This window comes from Microcella humidisoli (assembly GCF_024362325.1).
Taxonomy (GTDB): domain Bacteria; phylum Actinomycetota; class Actinomycetes; order Actinomycetales; family Microbacteriaceae; genus Microcella; species Microcella humidisoli.
Map to the genome: position 1 here is coordinate 418,956 of NZ_CP101497.1, position 15,637 is coordinate 434,592.

The window sequence follows — 15,637 nt, forward strand, 5'->3', positions numbered from 1 at the left end:
TTCAAACGGGATAAGTCGGCTGGCTGCCCGTACCAATGCTTTCGCGTCTCTTCCAGAATAGGCCGAAGCTGGGCTGGAGCACCGACCTCCTCCAGTCTGCGAAGTAGGACACGCATGAGCGCGATCCAGAGATCAACCCCGTCTCTGACGACCAAGTCGTTAGCGTGGTTTAGGTAGTCCTGCCTGGTCACTGTCTCTTCCGAACCCCTTCAGCACGTGTGACTGGGAGTCACGCCACTACCGACAGCATCAACCGCTCGCTGCTCCACGTCGGGCGGCCCGTCGTCAACGCCTCGGCCACGAGCAGCACGACGGCGAGACCAGGGAGCACGAGATCTCGACCTCCGGGGTCAACCCCTCACCGGAACGAATACGGCCCCCTTCGCCATTGCCTCCTGCAGCTGCGCGTAGACCTCACGGGAAGCCATGATCGCCCGAAATGCTCTCGCACCGCTCCCGAACCACTGATTCGACCGGCACATCGCGGCAGTTGGCTTCGTCCGCGGAGCAGGAAAGAACCCTCTGCTCACGGGGTCAAACTTCTCAATCCCGCACACACCGCAGCGCCGGGGCGGATACGCGCCCATCTCGAGATCCACGAGGTCATCAACCACGAGCTGGACGACCGTCGTCAACGCTTCGCCCCGAGAGTTGTGGACTTCCCGCGCAGGAACACCCAATGGCTTGAAAACGCTGTCCCACAGCTCAGGTGTAACGAACAACTCGTCGAACACCCAGTTCAACTGAAGCACACTCCGACGCCCCCACCGTGGCTCCCCTCGCATGCGGAACGGAGCCACTTGTCGCAGCCCTATTCCGCAATGCGGGCAGAACTCTGAGTCGTCGTAGGTGACCTTTCGGTAGCCGAAGACGTCGTCGTTCGGCTGTGGATAGCTCCAATGCCAATCCGTTGAAAACTCGTGCCACTCCGCGGCCTTCAACTCACCATTGGTGAACCTGGTTGTACTGATCAAATCCTCGAAAGACCGCCCATGACTCGCGAGCCAATCGACGACGGCCGGCCAGCGTGAATCTGATTCGTCGAACCAAAAGCCAAAATGACCATCGGGCGAAACCTGAATGCCCAACTCTCCGAGCTCTCTCGCTACCTGCGGAGACGACTGCGCGGCTATTCGCCTCATGATCTTCATCTCACAGCACACTCCTCGCGCGATTCCGGCCTCGTCACCGGGAAAGGGTTCTGGAAAACAGATTGGCTTGATCGAGAGACTTCTCCACCTACTCCACGTCGCGGCGGCCGGTCGTCAGGGCTGCGGCCACGAGCAGCACCGCGGCGAGGCCGCCGAGCACGAGGCCTCCCTGCCACCAGGTGAGAGCATCCACCGACGCGACGGGAACAGAGGGATCGAGCGCGTTCAGTGAGCTCAGGATGCCCGCCCCGACCAGGGCGTCGGTCGCCGACCCCGGCAGGAAGCGGCCGAGCGAGGCCGACCACTCCCAGACGCTGGCCACGAGCCGCAGGATCGGCTCGACGAACTGGGTGAACGCCAGCACGATGACGATCGCCGCGATCTGGCTCGTGAGCAGGGCACCGAGGCCGAGACCGAGCAGCGACCACAGTGCGGTGGCGACGAGGGTGCGCAGCAGCACGCCGATGACCTCGGGCTCGCCGAGCGCGGTCTCCTCCCCGAGTGCGGCGAGCACCGGGGCCCCGAGGCCGACCGAGCCGATGAGGCCGAGCACGCCGTAGAGCGTGCCCATGAGCGCGGCGACGATCGCCTTCGCGGCCAGCACGATGCCGCGGCGCGGTTGCGCGAGCACCGTCGGCGTCAGGGTGCCGTGCCGGTACTCGGTCGTGACGATGAGCGCGCCGAACAGCAGCGGGATCACGAGGCCGACTGCCGTGACGCTGCTGTAGACGAGGTTGGCGATGACGACGGGGTCGAGCTCGGGCGCGGGCGCTGCCCCGCCGGCGGCGCCCGCGAGCAGCGCACCGGCGTCGCTGAGGAAGAACGCGAGGCCCGCGGCCGTCATGCCGACGTAGGCGACCATGATGAGGCCGAGCAACCACCACGACTTCAGCGAGAAGACCTTCGCGAATTCGGCGGCCGTCGCTCTGCCCAGGGCGGTGAGGGTGCTCATGCGGCGCTCCCCTCGGCGGCGGCGCCCGTGCTCGCCGCTTCATCCGCCGTGAGCGCGAGGAACACCGACTCGAGCCCGTCGCCCTCGTCGCTGAGGTGCGTGAGCGCGATCCCTGCGTCGCGGGCGACCTCGCCCGTGCGCGCGGCGTCGAGGCCGAGCACCGTCAGCCCTGAGGGGCCGGGCTCGACGGTCGCGCCGGCGCGCGTGAGGGCATCCTGCAGCGCCGCCCGATCAGCCGCGTCGACGCGCACGCGGGCGGTCCCCGCTTCGAGGGCGTCGAGGGTGCCGTCGAACACTATGCGCCCGTGACGGATGACCACGACATCGTCGACCGTCTGCTGCACCTCGCTCAGCACGTGGCTCGAGAGCAGCACGGTGCGGCCCTCGTCGGCGAGCGCGCGCAGCAGGCCGCGCATCCAGCGAATGCCGTCCGGATCGAGGCCGTTGATGGGCTCGTCGAGCACGAGCGCGTCGGGGTCGCCGAGCAGGGCGGCCGCGAGTCCGAGGCGCTGCCGCATTCCGAGCGAGTAGCCGCCGACGCGACGGCGGCCGGCGTCGGCGAGGCCCACCTGCGTGAGCACCGCATCGACACGCGCGCGCTCGATGCCCGAGGCGAGCGCGAGGGTGAGCAGGTGGTCTCGGCCGCTGCGACCGGGGTGGAACACGTCGCTCGACAGCGAACCGCCCACCCGCCGCAGGGGTGCGTCGAGGTCGCGGTAGCGCTGGTCGTCGATGAGCGCGCGGCCCGCCGTCGGGCGGTTGAGGCCGAGCAGAATGCGCAGGGTCGACGTCTTGCCGGCGCCGTTCGGGCCGAGGAAGCCCGTGACGCGGCCCGGCTGCGCGGTGAAGCTGACATCGCGCAGGGCGGTGACCTCGCCGTAGACCTTCGTCAGCGACTCGACGGTGAGCGGGGTGGGAGTGCGCATGCGGCTCCTTGCAGAACGAGGCCGAGAGGTCGGCGCTCTCGACTACCCTGGCGAAGCACACCGGACGACGCAAGGAGGGCACACCGTGACGGACGCGCCCGCCCCGTCCAGCGCCGACGCCCCCTGGCCTGTCGGCCAGCTCTCGGCGAAGCTCAAGGACTACATCGACCGGCTCGGCCAGGTCTGGGTCGACGGCGAGATCGCCCAGTGGGGCGTCTCGGGCGGCAACGTCTACGGCAAGCTCAAAGACGTCAGCCAGGACGCCACAGTGTCGTTCGTCATCTGGTCGTCGGTGCGTGCGACGCTTCCCGACGGTTTGGGCCAGGGCGACCGCGTGACCGCCCTCGTCAAGGCCAATTGGTGGGTCAAGGGCGGCACGCTCACGATGCAGGTGTCGCAGATGCGCCGCGTCGGCCTCGGCGACCTGCTCGAGCGCCTCGAGCGGTTGCGCGCCACCCTCGCGGCCGAGGGCCTCTTCTCCCCCGAGCGCAAGCGGCCCCTCCCCTTCCTGCCGCAGTGCATCGGGCTCGTGACCGGCAAAGACAGCGACGCCGAGAAAGACGTCATCCGCAATGCGCAACTGCGCTGGCCCTCCGTGCGGTTCCGCGTCGTGCACGCCGCCGTGCAGGGCGACAAGGCGGTCGCCGAGGTGACGGCGGGCATCCGGCAATTGGATGCGGACCCCGAGGTCGACGTCATCATCGTCGCCCGCGGCGGCGGCGACTTCCAGAACCTGCTGCCGTTCAGCGACGAGAGCCTGGTGCGCGCGGCCGCGGCCTGCGAGACCCCGCTCGTGAGCGCGATCGGCCACGAGAACGACCGCCCGCTGCTCGACGAGGTCGCCGACCTGCGCGCCTCGACGCCCACCGACGCCGCCAAGCGCGTCGTGCCCGACGTGAGCGACGAGCTCGCGCGCGTGCAGCAGGTGCGTTCGCGCATGCTCACGCGCGTCACCGGCGCGATCTCGACCGAGGTCGAGCGCATCGCCGCCATCCGCTCGCGCCCCGCGCTCGCCTCGTCGGCGTGGATCGTTGACACGCGTGCCGACGAGCTCACGCGAGGCGTCGCACGCGGCGTCGAGCTGACGAGCCGGCTTCTTGAGCGCGCACACGTCGACGTCGACGAACGCCGCGCCCAACTGCGCGCGCTCTCGCCGCAGCGCACGCTCGACCGGGGCTACGCCATCGCGCAGACCGCGACGGGCGCCGTCATCCGCTCGGCGGCCACCGTCGCCTCGGGCGACGCGCTCGTGCTGACGCTCGCTGACGGCCGCCTCGCCGCACGCGCCGAGGCTCCCCTCGCCGGACCGGACGGCGCGACCCCGACTCCCACGACTCCCGAAGGAAGGCCCGCCTAGCATGAGTGACGTGACCGCTTCCGACCCTGCCGACATCGCCGGCCTCAGCTACGAGCAGGCGCGCGACGAACTCGTGCGCGTCGTGAGCGAGCTCGAGCAGGGCGGCGCGACCCTCGAGCAATCGATCGCCCTGTGGGAGCGCGGCGAAGCCCTCGCGCGGCGATGCGAAGAGTGGCTGATCGGCGCGAAAGAGCGCCTCGACGCGGCCCGCGCGGCCGCTGAAGGGTGAGCCCGGTGGCTGAGACTCCGACGACCGCCGACTCCGGTGCCGAGACGCCGCAGGAGAAGGCCGACCGCGTCGCCGAAGCCCGCCGCAAGCGCCGCGCCAACCAGACCACCCGCAACCTCATCGGCTCGCTCGTCGCCTCGCTCGGCATCGTGCTGTTCCTCGTGCTCGTCGTCGTGCGCCCCGACCCCGTCCCGCTCGCGATCGACTACGTCGCCGCCGCGGCCGAAGCCGAGGCGAGCCTCGGCACAGCGGTCATCGCCCCCGTCGTGCCACCGAGCTGGAGCGCGAACCGCGCCGAACTCGCCGGCAGCGGCGGCATCGACGAGTGGGCCATCGGCTTCATCACGGCCGAGCGCACCTTCCTCGGTGTGCTGCAGGGCTTCACCGACGAGCAGAGCTGGCTGCAGGATGCCCTGCGCGACCCGGGCGACGGCGAGCGCGTCACCATCGCCGGGGTCGAGTGGCAGCGCTACGACCGCCGCGGCGTCGACGGCGTCGGCCTGCGCGAGATCGCGCTCGTGACGCGCACGCCCGAGAGCACCGTCGTGCTCTACGGCACGGCCTCCGACGCCGACCTCGAGCTGCTCGCCACCGCGGTCGCCGCCGAGCTGCCTGCCGCCCCCTGACGCCGGGGCGACTACGCTCGAGAGGCGCACCGCCCGCCCCGAGTCCGCCCAGGAGCATGATGTCGACGACACGCCGCACGCCCGAACAGGTCTGGCGCGAGATGCAGCGGGGCAACGCGCGGTTCGTCGCGGGTGAGCCCCAGCATCCCCGTCAAGACGTCGACCGGCGCACCGAGCTCGCCGCCTTCCAGGCCCCGCACGCCGCCCTCTTCGGCTGCAGCGACTCGCGGCTCGCCGCCGAGATCATCTTCGACAAGGGTCTGGGCGACCTGTTCGTCGTGCGCAACGCGGGCCAGGTGATCAGCGACAGCGTCATCGGATCGCTCGAGTACGCCGTCGCCGTGCTCAAGGTGCCGCTGATCCTCGTGCTCGGCCACGACGAGTGCGGCGCCGTCGCCGCCGCCATCTCGGCCGTCGACGCCGACTCGCCCGCGCTGCCCGTGCACATCCAGGGCCTCGTCGACCAGATCATGCCCGCCGTCGATCGCGTTCGGCTCGCGGCCGGATCGCCCGACGCCGCCGGTGTCGACGCCCTCGAGGTGGGCCGCGAGCACTTGCGCGACACCGTCGGAGCCCTGCTCGCGTCGAGCGAGCTCATCAGCGACGAGGTCGCGGCCGGTACGCTGGCCATCGTGGGTGCGAACTACCGCCTTCGCGAAGGCAGGGTCGTGCCCGACGTCGTCGTCGGCCAGCTCTAGCGCGGCATCCCCGCAGCCCGAGCCGACCGCCTGCCACCGCGACCGCCCCTGCGAATCCCTCCCGTCATTAGAAGGAACACACCGCCGTGAGCACTGACACCGACTTCCGCATCGAGCACGACACCATGGGCGAGGTGCGGGTTCCCCGCAACGCCCTCTACCGCGCGCAGACGCAGCGCGCCGTCGAGAACTTCCCCATCTCGGGCTCGGGCCTCGAGAGCGGACAGATCATCGCCCTCGCCCAGATCAAGCGGGCCGCGGCGATCGTGAACGCCGAGCTGGGCATTCTGGATGCCGCGCTCGCGCACGCCATCGTCGGCGCCGCCGACCAGATCATCGGCGGGGCGCACCACGACCAGTTCCCCGTCGACACCTACCAGACCGGCTCGGGCACCTCCTCGAACATGAACATGAACGAGGTGCTCGCGACGCTCGCCTCGACGGATGCCCTGCCGGTGCATCCCAACGACCACGTCAACGCCTCGCAGTCGTCGAACGACGTCTTCCCGACCTCGGTGCACCTCGCCGTCACGGCGGCGCTGCTGCGCGACCTCATCCCCGCGCTCGAGCACCTCGCGAGCGCGCTCGAGACCAAGGCCGAGCTGTGGAAGACCGCGGTGAAGGCCGGCCGCACGCACCTCATGGATGCCACTCCGGTCACGCTGGGCCAGGAGTTCGCCGGCTACGCGCGCCAGATCCGTCTCGGCATCGCGCGCGTGCAGGCGACCATCGAGCGCGTCGCCGAAGTGCCGCTCGGTGGCACCGCCACCGGCACGGGCATCAACACCCCGCTCGGCTTCTCGCAGAAGGTCATCGCCGAGCTCGCGAGCACGACGGGCCTGCCGATCACCGAGGCGCTCGACCACTTCGAGGCGCAGGGCGCGCGCGACGGGCTCGTCGAGGCTTCGGGCGCGCTGCGCGTGCTCGCCGTGTCGCTCACCAAGATCTGCAACGACATCCGCTGGATGGGCTCGGGCCCGAACACGGGCCTCGCCGAGCTGCACATTCCCGACCTGCAGCCGGGCTCGTCGATCATGCCCGGCAAGGTCAACCCCGTTGTGCCCGAGGCCGTGCTCATGGTGTGCGCGCGCGTCATCGGCAACGACGCGACGATCGCCTGGGCGGGGGCCTCCGGCTCGTTCGAGCTCAACGTCGCCATCCCCGTCATGGGCACCTCGCTGCTCGAGTCGATCCGCCTGCTCGCCAACTCGACGCGCGTGCTCGCCGACAAGACCGTCGACGGCCTCGAGGCCAACCTCGAGCGCGCCCGCGCCCTCGCCGAGAGCTCGCCCTCGATCGTCACCCCGCTCAACCGCGTCATCGGCTACGAAGCGGCGGCGAAGATCGCCAAGCACTCCGTCGCCCAGGGGCTCACGATCCGCGAGGCCGTCATCGACCTCGGCTTCGTCGAGCGCGGCGAGGTCACCCTCGAGCAGCTCGACACGGCGCTCGACGTGCTCAGCATGACGTCGCCCGGCCTGTAGCGCGGCGAGCGCGGCGCGAGCATCCTGCCCCGCCCTGCAGACGGCCCGCGCCGGTGCGCCGATTCCTCTGATCCGCACCACCGGTTCGAGAAGCACTCGGGCGCAGCCGCCGCGGGCCGCAGGGCCAGCGTAGCCGGGTGCCCGGGCCGCGTCAGCGGAAGTAGTGCGGGCGGCTCACATAGGTGTCGGAGACGAACATCACGCCGGCCGTGTGCTCGAGCAGCGAGCGCAGCCCCTCGATCAGGTCGTCAGCCCGGTCGTCGGGCACGACCGTGATCACGAGCGTGAGCGCGTCGCGGTCATTGAACAGCTGACGGCCCTCGTGAGCACCGTGGTGACCGAGCCCGGTGACGGCGGGCAGACTCGTGTAGCCCGTCGCCCCCGCGGCGACGACCTGCCGGCGCACGGCATCGGCGTCGACCGTGCGCGCGACCACCTCGATCTTGGTCATGCGGGTCAGTGATTCGCGGCTCATGCGGCGTCGTCCTCTCTCTGGGCGCTCTGCGCGCCCTCGTGCGTGTACGGCTGCCACCCCTCGCGGGTGCGCCGCTCCCAACTGCCCGGTGTCGCGCCAGAGCGCACCAGGATGACCCATTCTCCGTGCACGAGGTCGGCCACGACATCGGCACTGCCGATGATGCGATCGATGCGCTCTCGCGGGGCGTCGACGACGACGAGCAGGCGCAGCGGCTCGTGGTGCAGCCCCGAGCGCGTGCCGATCGACTGCCACGGCAGCCCTAGGCGCAGATCGCCCGTCGGACCGCTCACGACGCCCGTCCCCCCCACGAGGTTGTGCACGGTCTTCGAGCCGGCCCCGAACACGTCGGGGTCGACGGCCGAGAAGTAGTACTGCGCGTTGATCCAGTGGGCGACGACGAGCGGCGCCGTGAGGATCGTCTCGAGCGCGATGCCCTCCGCGTCATGCTGCGGCTCGTACGAGTGCAAGAACACTCGGCGCCCCAGGTCAGCGCTCTGACTCAGGGTGCGCGGGCCGATGATGAGCGCGGCGTTGCGGGCCAAGCCCCACTCGGGGTAGACCTGTGCCCAGTCGCCGGCTCGACGGGCGACGGCCGCAGCCGCGCCCTGGCCGACGGGTGCCCCCGGAAGCTCGGCCGCGCGCTCGGCGGCCAGACCCCGACCGGCGATGGCGGCGTCGCGGCCGAGCTTCTCGACCGCCTGACGGTGGTCGATCCGCAGACGGTCGATGTCGAAGAGCGTGAGCGAGTCGGTGGCGGTGTCGTGCTCTCCCGCGATCACGATCGTGCCATCGGGGATGCGGATGCCACGCTCGGCGAGACCGGCGCGCACCGCCGGCGCCGTGAGCAGCGCGGCGGCGATGCGCGCGTTGGGGGCACCGCGATGCCCCCCGCACGCTCCGCAGTCCAGCGCCGTGCGGTAGGCGTTGTTGGTGGTGGTCGTACCGTGCCCGACGAGCACGACCAGGGGCGCGAAGTTCTCGACGAGGCCCATCGTGCGCAGAATGACCTCGGCCGTGTCGATCTGGTCGCCGAGGGTGAGGGCCGAGTCGATGTCGAAGAGGGTGGGGGCGGCGGCCTCGTCGGGGCGCCCGGCCCGCGCACCCCGGCCGGCCAGCACGCTGCGCGTGATCGCGCTGGGTCCGAGCATCCAGCCCGTGACCTCGGCCCAGCCCAGCGGCGCACCCGCGACGGCGTCGGGGGCCTTGATTGCCGCCCGCACCGCGCGACGGGTGCCGAGCCGGTCGATGAGGCGCGCCGCGGTGCGCCACGAGCCCGGCGTGGGCCGTTCTGAGACCTGGTAGCGAGGCGTGAGCAGTACCGGGCAGGCGGGCGCGCTCTCGGCAGCAGCGAGCGGCTCGACCGCCGCAGCGATGCCGAAGAAGCCGGCGAAGCCTGACGTCGTGTACGCGCCCTGACGCTCGAGGTGTCGGCGCAGCCCTTCGCTGCGCGGGTCGATGCAGAAGACGAGGTGTGCAGCGGGGGCCGCGACGACGGCCTGCGCGCCCGGCGTCAGCTGCGCGAGCACGGCCGAGTGCGCACGGGCCTCGAAAGCCTCCTGCCAGATGAGGGCGCGCTCGAGCGCCGCGCCCGCGGGGCCTGCCGGTCTCGATGCCGGCAGGGGCGCCGCGCCGAGTGCCCAGACGAGGGCCACGCGCACGGCCAGCAGATCGAGCACCTCGACGTCGCCCGTCGTCATCGAACGCCAGCGGATCGCGGCCGTCCAGCCGGGCAGTGCGGCGAGGTGCGCGCGCATCGCGGGCAGCTGCTCGTCGTCCTCGATGCCGAGCAGGTCGAGGGCCCGCATCAGAGCGACGTCGGCCGCCTCGGGGAGTTCGGCGATGCGACCGCGCGCCGACCGCGGGAGGGCGGGGTCGCGCCGCGCGACAGCGCGCCAGGCTCCGTAGAAGCCGAGCCGGTCGACGGGCACCGGCCACGACGCGGCCTCGGGGGCGAGTGCGGCACGGCACCACGCCGACACCAGGTCATCGATCGGGTCGAGGGACGCCTCGAGTGCCGCCGGCGCGCTGCTCGACTCGTGCTCGGCGAGGAACTGCTCGAGGAGGCGCGCGTCGGTACCGAGCGCGTCGGGCCGGTGGCGACGGATGCTCGCGGCAAGCTCGGCGGCTGCGATGCGCCCCGCGCCGAGGTGAGCGCGGAACTCGTCCTCACCGAGCACGCCCCGGCCGCCGAGCGCCGGCGCGGCGCTCGACACGGCGGCGGCATAGCCGTCACCGAGCGCGGGCAGCACGGGGTTCACGGCGATCGCCGCGTCGAGCCCGTAGTAGGGCGCGACGACGTTGGCGGCGATGTCAGCGCGAGCCCGCACGCGGAGGGCGCGAGCCGTCTCGCTGCGGTGAGCGGCGGGGGTGGTGGTCATGCCGTGGCTCCCATCGGGGTCGAGGAGGTGCGGGGAGAGGTGCGGGGGTGACCGGTGCGGCGTGCCGGTGCAGACGCAGACCCGACCTCACGGGAGCGGTCGATGCGCACCGCGCGGCCGCCGAGGCCGTGCCCAACCGCGATGAGCATGAGCGCCCAGCGCCCGGCGGGCGCCCACCGCCGCACCGCGGCGAGCGCCGCGAGGGCAGTGACGGCCAGCAGAGCGAAGACGAGTGCGAGCGGTTGTGCCGCGATCTCGGCCGGGCGCGCGAGCCCGAGCGCTCCGGTGAGGGCGGAGGTCGCGGCCGCGAAGGCGACCGCGCCGACCGCAATGAGGGCGACGAGTGCCGCGGCGCGACCGCGGGAGGGCGCGAGGCCCGCAGCGCGCGCACCGGCGGTGGCGAACGCCACCGCGATGGTGACGAGCAGCAGCAGCTCGGCCGGACCGCGCCCGCCGGGGTAGGCGACGAGCGCCACCGCGACGAGGGCCGCGACGGGCACGAGCGCCCCCGCGACCGTCCTGACCCGGCGCTCGGTCGCGGAGGTCAGGAACGGCCGCGGGGCACGGCGCTCTGCGGCGCGCCGATCGATGCCATCGCTGGAGGAGAGGAACAGGGCGCTCTTGTAGAAGCCGTGAGCGACGAGGTGCAGCAGGGCGGCGGCGAGCAGGCCGAGCGACGCGACGAGCATCATGAAGCCCATCTGCGCAACCGTCGACGCGACGAGGCGCCCCTTGATGTCGGTGCGCACGAGAGCGGCAAGCACCCCCGCCACGATCGCCACGGTGCCCAGCGCGGCGAGCAGGGTGATGGCGGCGGGGCTCGAGGCGATGAGCGAGAACTGGGTGATCACCAGAATTCCGCCGCCATTGACGATGCCGCCGTGCAGCGCAGCGCTCACCGGAGTCGGCGCGTAGAGCGAGTCGACGAGCCAGGGGTGCGCGGGCGGCAACGCGCAGCGCACCGCGGCGGCGATCACGAGCAGCACGGCGGGGGCCTCACCGGCGGTGCCCGCGGCGGCGAGCACGACGGCGAGCCACAGCACGACGTCGCCGACGATGAGCCACGGGCCGGCTCGCCGCAGGGCGGGCCGCCCCCCGCCGAGCCCGAGCGCGGCGAGCGTCGCGGCGGTGGCGAGGCTCCACGCGAGCGCGAGCATCCACAGTTCGCCCGCGACCACGAGCAGCGCGGTGGCCGACAGCATCGCGACGATGCTGAGCGTGACACCCGCACCGTGCCGGTCACCACGCAGTGAGCGGTGCGCGAAGGGAAGCACAGCAACGGCGACACCGACCACGAGCACCAGCAGCAGGATCGCCGTGGGGTCGAGGCGCCAGGTGAGATCGAGCGGGCTCATAGGTGAACCTCCTTACCCGCATCACAATACACGTCTTTTGTGTCGTGTAAAGCGATTCCGCCGATTCGTGTCGGGCTGGGCACGGATGCGCGGCGTACAGTGGGCGCGTGGCCGAGTGGACCTTCCTGACCAATCACTCGCACGTGCTCGTGTGCCTCGCCGACGACCCCGAATTGCGCATCCGCGACATCGCCGAGCGGGTCGGCATCACCGAGCGCGCCACCCAGCGCATCGTCGCCGAGCTGACGGCGAGCGGCTACCTCGAGAAAGAGCGCGACGGCCGCCGCAACCGCTACCGCGTCGTCACCGACCGGCCGCTGCGGCACCCGCTCGAACGCTCGCACTCGATCGGCGACCTGTTGAGCGCCGTCGCCGAGCGCGACGGACGCGCCGACGGCACCAGCCCCGCGGAGCGCACAGAGTAACGGCCCGACCAGCGTCGCCGCCGGCCGGGCCGCACCCGCGATTCGATCGCTAGGCCAGCTCGTTGCCTTCGAGCAGTTCGGTCACGAGCGCGGCGATCGCGCTGCGCTCGGACCGCGTGAGGGTGATGTGCCCGAACAGCCCGTGGCCCTTGAGCGTCTCGATGACGCTCGCCACACCGTCGTGGCGGCCGACGCGCAGGTTGTCGCGCTGCGCGATGTCATGCGTCAGCACGACCTTCGAGTTCTGGCCGATGCGGCTGAGCACCGTGAGCAGCACGTTGCGCTCGAGCGACTGCGCCTCATCGACGATCACGAAGGCGTCGTGCAGCGAGCGCCCGCGAATATGCGTGAGCGGCAGCACCTCGAGCAGCCCGCGATCGATGACCTCATCGAGCACGTTCTGCGAGACGACCGATCCGAGCGTGTCGAACACGGCCTGCGCCCAGGGGTTCATCTTCTCGCCCGCATCGCCCGGCAGGTAGCCGAGCTCTTGGCCGCCGACCGCGTAGAGGGGCCGGAAGACCATGATCTTGCGCTGCTGCTGCCGCTCGAGCACGGCCTCGAGGCCCGCGCACAGCGCGAGCGCCGACTTGCCGGTTCCGGCGCGGCCGCCGAGCGAGACGATGCCGACCTGCGGATCCATGAGCAGATCGATCGCCAGGCGCTGCTCGGCCGAGCGGCCGTGCAGGCCGAAGATGTCGCGGTCGCCGCGCACGAGGGCGATCTCGTCGTCGCCGACGACCCGGCCGAGCGCCGAGCCGCGGTCGCTGTGGATCACGAGCGAGGTGTTGACCGGCAGCTCGCGCACGACGGGCGTGCGCAGCACCTCGCGGTCGTAGAGCTGGGCCATCTGCTCGCTCGAGAGCGTGACGTCGGCCATGCCCGTCCAGCCGCTGTCGACGGCGAGCTCGGCGCGGTACTCCTCGGCAGCAAGGCCGATCGACGAGGCCTTGACGCGCAGCGGCAGGTCTTTCGACACGACGACGACGTCGAGCCCGTCGTTCGAGAGATTCATGGCCACGGCGAGGATGCGCGAGTCGTTGTCGCCGAGCTGGAGTCCGCTCGGCAGCACCGACTGGTTCGAGTGGTTGAGCTCGACGCGCAGCGACCCGCCCGACTCCCCCACGGCGATCGGGAAGTCGAGGCGCTCGTGCTGCACGCGCAGCTCGTCGAGGTTGCGCAGGGCCTGACGCGCGAAGTAGCCGATCTCGGGATCGTTGCGCTTGGCCTCGAGCTCGGCGATGACGACGACCGGCAGCACCACCGCATGTTCGGCGAAGCGGAAGAGGGCTTTCGGATCGCTCAGCAGCACCGACGTATCGAGAACGTACGTGCGCTGCGCCACCTCGCTCTCGTCGCGCGTGATCGACGGGTTCTGACGGGAGGTCTTCGCAGCGGCCACCGGTGCTCCATCCCCGGGGACGCGGGCGACCCCGGACCAGTTGTGTGCGGTTCGGCCGGGAGTCTCAGGACGATCGTTCCGGCCGCCCCGATCGGGCGCGATGCCCGATGAGCGTCACGCTATGCCCGACCGCTCCGCTGGCCGGGAGCGACACGCGCGGGACACCGAGCCGTCACATTCGGCGCGGCCGGTCAGGCGCTCGTCGTCGTCGAGAACTCGCCGAGGGCCGCGCGCAGCATCTCGAGGGTCGTGTCATCGGTCGACACGTGGGCGCCGAGCCGCACGCGCCCGCCCCGCACGGTGGCTGAGACGCCGTGGTTGTGCAGGGCCGCGGCGAGCGCGCTCACGAACTCAGGATGCGGTTCGAGCACGACGATGCCCGCGCGCTCGGCATCCTCTCGAGGCGACGCGACTTCGATCCCTGCCTCGTCGGCGATCTCCATGATGCGGGCGGTGCGTTCTTCGACGACGGCACGGATGCTCGGCACTCCCGCGGCCATGACAGCGTCCACGGCGCCGGCGAGGCGCGCTTGTGCGAATGCGTCGGCGTAGCCCACGCGAAAGGCGCCGGCGTCGGATGCGGGCTCGACCACGTCGTGCAGCAGGTCGGGGCCGCCGTGGGCGAGCCACCCCGACCACACGGGCGTGAGCTGCTCCCGAGCCCGGTCGCTGAGGGCGAGGAACCCGGTGCCCTGACCGGCGCGCAGCCACTTCTGGCCGCCCGAGGCGATGACGTCGGCGAGCTCCCACGGAGCATCCACGATGCCGGCGCCCTGGATGGCGTCGACGATCAGCAGGCGGTCGCCGATGACCTGGCGGATTCCTTCGAGGTCGACGAGGTGGCCCGTGCGGTAGTCGACGAGACTGACGACGACGGCGACGACCGAGGAGGCGAGCTGGTCGCGCACGACGCCAGGCGTGACGCGCTCGTGCTCGGGGGTGATGGCGTGCGGCACGAGCACGCCGAGCGACTGCGCGGCTCGGGCCATCGCGTAGCCCACGGCGGGGAACTCGCCCGTCGACGCCGCGACGCCGCCCGTCAGCCCGAACATGACGTGCATGAGCGCCTGGCTCGTGCTCGGCTGGAAGACGACCTGGTCGGGGCGCGTGCGCACGAGGGCCGCGACCGCGGTGCGCACCCGGTCGTCCTGTTCCTCGAGCGTGGCGAACGAGCCGAAGCGCGCGTGCGACAGCACGTCGGCCATCGCTCGCTCTTCGGCGAGGGCGTGCTCGCCGATGGGTGACAGGCGCGGGTGGTTGAGGTAGCCGGGCTCTTCGGAGAACCCGGCGACGAAGGCGTCCATGCTCGCGCTCACTGCCCGAACCTCCGTTGGCGGCGCGAGAAGTCGCGCAAGGCGCGCAGGAAGTCGACCTCGCGCAGGTCGGGACCGAGGGCCTCCACGAAGTAGAACTCACTGTGCGCGCTCTGCCACAGCATGAAGTCGCTCAGCCGCTGCTCGCCCGAGGTGCGGATGACGAGGTCGGGGTCGGGCTGGCCACCCGTGTAGAGGTGCTCGGCGATCTTCTCGGGCGTGACGAGCTCGGCGAGCTCGTCGAGCGTGCCGCCGCTCTCGGCGTGGTGGTGCACGATCGCCCGCACGGCATCGGCGATCTCGCGCCGGCCGCCGTAGCCGACCGCGAGGTTGATGTGGAGGCCCGCCTTGCCCGCACCGCGGGCTTCGGCGGCATCGAGCTCGGCGAGCAGCGGCTCGGGCAGACCCTCCCGGCTGCCGACGTGCTGCACGCGCCAGTCGTCGATCTCGGAGAGGTCGGCAGCGAGGGCGCCGATGATGCCGATGAGCTCGCGCAGCTCGGTGCTCTCGCGCCCTGTGAGGTTGTCGGTCGAGAGCAGGTAGAGGGTGACGACGCCGATGTCGGCTTCGTCGCACCAGCGCAGGAACTCGACGATCTTCTCGGCACCCGCGCGGTGCCCGTGCGCGGTCGTGCCGCCGACGCGCAGGCGGGCCCAGCGCCGGTTGCCGTCGAGGATCATGGCGACGTGGCGCGGGTGGGTCGCGTCGGCCAACTGCCGGCGCAAGCGGCGCATGTAGAGCTGGTAGAGCAGGCCGCGACCCCGGGGAGTTCTCGACGATCGCACAGGCCTACGGTAGTCCACCGGGCCGACGTTGTGCCGGGCATCCAAGAGACGGGTTCAGCGACTGCGGCTCCCGTATCA

The 15,637-nt window shown here is 71.5% G+C and carries 15 protein-coding genes; 6 read left to right on the forward strand and 9 right to left on the reverse strand.

Going from position 1 to position 15,637, the window contains the following annotated elements; translation table 11 throughout:
* Positions 1–350 precede the first annotated feature (350 nt).
* The 3 genes from NNL39_RS01985 to NNL39_RS01995 all read right to left on the reverse strand — a co-directional run bounded on the left by NNL39_RS01985 (position 351) and on the right by NNL39_RS01995 (position 3,029).
* Positions 351–1,151: a hypothetical protein gene (locus NNL39_RS01985; protein WP_255160036.1), complete on the reverse strand. Its 801-nt coding sequence runs from the start codon at positions 1,149–1,151 to the stop codon at positions 351–353.
* A gap of 88 nt (positions 1,152–1,239) precedes the next feature.
* Positions 1,240–2,103 carry an ABC transporter permease gene (locus tag NNL39_RS01990; protein ID WP_255160037.1) on the reverse strand — a complete coding sequence of 288 codons (864 nt, stop codon included), beginning with the start codon at positions 2,101–2,103 and terminating at the stop codon, positions 1,240–1,242.
* On the reverse strand, positions 2,100–3,029 hold the full coding sequence (locus NNL39_RS01995) for an ATP-binding cassette domain-containing protein (protein ID WP_255160038.1): 930 nt from the start codon (positions 3,027–3,029) through the stop codon (positions 2,100–2,102). Before NNL39_RS01995 ends, NNL39_RS01990 begins: the two co-directional genes overlap by 4 nt.
* An 85-nt stretch (positions 3,030–3,114) precedes the next feature.
* Here NNL39_RS01995 and xseA point away from each other — a divergent pair, with 85 nt between their 5' ends.
* From xseA to NNL39_RS02020, 5 genes are all read left to right on the forward strand, one after another.
* Entirely contained in the window at positions 3,115–4,386 is a 1,272-nt protein-coding gene (gene xseA / locus NNL39_RS02000) for an exodeoxyribonuclease VII large subunit (RefSeq protein WP_255160039.1), read from the forward strand.
* A 1-nt stretch (position 4,387) separates the two neighbouring features.
* Entirely contained in the window at positions 4,388–4,615 is a 228-nt protein-coding gene (locus NNL39_RS02005) for an exodeoxyribonuclease VII small subunit (protein ID WP_255160040.1), read from the forward strand.
* 5 nt (positions 4,616–4,620) lie between these two features.
* Positions 4,621–5,241 (forward strand): DUF4245 family protein, encoded by a 621-nt coding sequence (locus tag NNL39_RS02010; RefSeq protein WP_255160041.1) that lies wholly within the window; start codon positions 4,621–4,623, stop codon positions 5,239–5,241.
* Between the two features lie 59 nt (positions 5,242–5,300).
* On the forward strand, positions 5,301–5,939 hold the full coding sequence (locus NNL39_RS02015; protein WP_255160042.1) for a carbonic anhydrase: 639 nt from the start codon (positions 5,301–5,303) through the stop codon (positions 5,937–5,939).
* An 86-nt stretch (positions 5,940–6,025) separates the two neighbouring features.
* Positions 6,026–7,423 carry a class II fumarate hydratase gene (locus NNL39_RS02020; RefSeq protein WP_255160043.1) on the forward strand — a complete coding sequence of 466 codons (1,398 nt, stop codon included), beginning with the start codon at positions 6,026–6,028 and terminating at the stop codon, positions 7,421–7,423.
* A gap of 151 nt (positions 7,424–7,574) precedes the next feature.
* On the opposite strand, the gene NNL39_RS02025 is transcribed toward NNL39_RS02020, so the two are convergent.
* From NNL39_RS02025 to NNL39_RS02035, 3 genes are read right to left on the reverse strand one after another with little or no spacing between them, the layout of a single operon-like run.
* Complete coding sequence (locus NNL39_RS02025) at positions 7,575–7,874, reverse strand: P-II family nitrogen regulator (RefSeq protein WP_255160044.1); 300 nt, start codon at positions 7,872–7,874, stop codon at positions 7,575–7,577.
* 20 nt (positions 7,875–7,894) lie between these two features.
* Positions 7,895–10,279: a putative inorganic carbon transporter subunit DabA gene (locus NNL39_RS02030; protein ID WP_255160045.1), complete on the reverse strand. Its 2,385-nt coding sequence runs from the start codon at positions 10,277–10,279 to the stop codon at positions 7,895–7,897.
* Positions 10,276–11,634, reverse strand: a complete 1,359-nt coding sequence (locus NNL39_RS02035) for a proton-conducting transporter transmembrane domain-containing protein (protein ID WP_255160046.1) — start codon at positions 11,632–11,634, stop codon at positions 10,276–10,278. Before NNL39_RS02035 ends, NNL39_RS02030 begins: the two co-directional genes overlap by 4 nt.
* A 107-nt stretch (positions 11,635–11,741) precedes the next feature.
* Between NNL39_RS02035 and NNL39_RS02040 the strand changes: the two genes are divergently transcribed.
* The gene (locus NNL39_RS02040; protein WP_255160047.1) at positions 11,742–12,059 is read left to right on the forward strand and encodes a helix-turn-helix transcriptional regulator; all 318 of its coding nucleotides are present in this window, start codon (positions 11,742–11,744) and stop codon (positions 12,057–12,059) included.
* A gap of 49 nt (positions 12,060–12,108) precedes the next feature.
* On the opposite strand, the gene NNL39_RS02045 is transcribed toward NNL39_RS02040, so the two are convergent.
* The 3 genes from NNL39_RS02045 to NNL39_RS02055 form a co-directional block, all read right to left on the reverse strand.
* On the reverse strand, positions 12,109–13,425 hold the full coding sequence (locus NNL39_RS02045; RefSeq protein ID WP_255160865.1) for a PhoH family protein: 1,317 nt from the start codon (positions 13,423–13,425) through the stop codon (positions 12,109–12,111).
* Between the two features lie 227 nt (positions 13,426–13,652).
* Positions 13,653–14,777, reverse strand: a complete 1,125-nt coding sequence (locus tag NNL39_RS02050; RefSeq protein ID WP_255160048.1) for an aminotransferase class V-fold PLP-dependent enzyme — start codon at positions 14,775–14,777, stop codon at positions 13,653–13,655.
* Complete coding sequence (locus NNL39_RS02055; protein ID WP_255160866.1) at positions 14,774–15,508, reverse strand: isoprenyl transferase; 735 nt, start codon at positions 15,506–15,508, stop codon at positions 14,774–14,776. Before NNL39_RS02055 ends, NNL39_RS02050 begins: the two co-directional genes overlap by 4 nt.
* Positions 15,509–15,637 lie beyond the last annotated feature (129 nt).